Source organism: Vibrio sp. AND4, assembly GCF_000171815.1.
In the GTDB taxonomy this organism is placed as follows: domain Bacteria; phylum Pseudomonadota; class Gammaproteobacteria; order Enterobacterales; family Vibrionaceae; genus Vibrio.
Genome location: NZ_ABGR01000118.1, coordinates 1 through 1,284 on the forward strand (window position 1 = coordinate 1; position 1,284 = coordinate 1,284).

General features: G+C 44.9%; 3 protein-coding genes. All 3 read left to right on the top strand.

Going from position 1 to position 1,284, the window contains the following annotated elements:
• Positions 1 to 447 (top strand): 50S ribosomal protein L3 (gene rplC, locus AND4_RS19065; protein WP_009844625.1); only part of this gene is annotated, 447 nt, incomplete at its 5' end.
• Between the two features lie 17 nt (positions 448 to 464).
• Entirely contained in the window at positions 465 to 1,067 is a 603-nt protein-coding gene (gene rplD, locus AND4_RS19070; RefSeq protein ID WP_005435074.1) for a 50S ribosomal protein L4, read from the top strand.
• Positions 1,064 to 1,284: 50S ribosomal protein L23 (gene rplW, locus AND4_RS19075; protein ID WP_009844626.1), on the top strand; the 221-nt coding region annotated here is incomplete at its 3' end. The genes rplD and rplW, both read left to right, overlap by 4 nt.

A 1,284-nucleotide genomic window follows, 5' to 3' on the forward strand; every position in this document is an offset into this window, starting at 1 on the left:
AAAGCTGAAGCAGGTCACTTTGCTAAAGCTGGCGTTGAAGCTGGTCGTGGTCTTTGGGAATTCCGTTTGGAAAACGATGAAGAGTTCGCAGTTGGCGCTGAGCTAACAGTTGAACTATTCAACGAAACTAAGAAAGTAGACGTTACTGGTACATCTAAAGGTAAAGGTTTCCAAGGCGCAGTTAAGCGTTGGAACTTCCGTACTCAAGATATGACTCACGGTAACTCATTGTCTCACCGTGCACCGGGTTCAATTGGCCAATGTCAAACTCCAGGTCGCGTATTTAAAGGCAAGAAAATGGCAGGTCACATGGGTGCTGAGCGTGTAACGACTCAAAACCTAGAGATCGTACGTGTTGACGCTGAGCGCAATCTGCTTCTTATTAAAGGTGCAGTACCAGGCTCAACAGGTGGCAACGTGATCGTTAAACCAGCTGTTAAAGCATAACGTCTCAGGAGTAAGTAATGGAACTAATGGTTAAAGGTGCTGATGCACTAACTGTTTCCGAAACTACTTTCGGACGTGAGTTTAACGAAGCTCTTGTACACCAAGTAGTTGTTGCGTTTGCAGCAGGTGCTCGTCAAGGTACTCGTGCTCAAAAAACACGTTCAGAAGTTTCTGGCGGTGGCGCTAAGCCATGGCGTCAAAAAGGTACTGGCCGTGCGCGTGCTGGTACAATCCGTAGCCCAATCTGGCGTACAGGTGGTGTTACTTTTGCTGCGAAACCTCAAGATCACAGCCAAAAAGTAAACAAAAAAATGTACCGCGGTGCTATGAAGAGCATTCTTTCTGAGCTAGTTCGTCAAGAGCGTCTAATCGTTGTTGATAACTTCTCAGTTGAAGCGCCAAAGACTAAAGAGCTAGTTGCTAAGCTGAAAGAGCTTGAGCTAACTGACGCTTTAATCGTGACTAGCGAAGTAGATGAGAATCTATTCCTAGCGGCTCGTAACCTATACAAAGTTGACGCACGTGACGTTGCTGGTATCGACCCAGTTTCACTAATCGCGTTCGACAAAGTTGTAATGACTGCTGAGGCAGTTAAGCAAGTTGAGGAGATGCTAGCATGATCACTGAAGAGCGTATCCTAAAAGTTCTACGTGCTCCGCACATCTCTGAAAAAGCAACTATGGCAGCTGAGAAAGCGAACACTATCGTTTTCAAAGTAGCTAAAGATGCAACTAAAAAAGAGATCAAAGCTGCTGTAGAAAAGCTTTTTGAAGTTGAAGTTAAGTCTGTAAATACTCTTATTAATAAGGGTAAGACCAAACGTCAAGGTCTACGCCA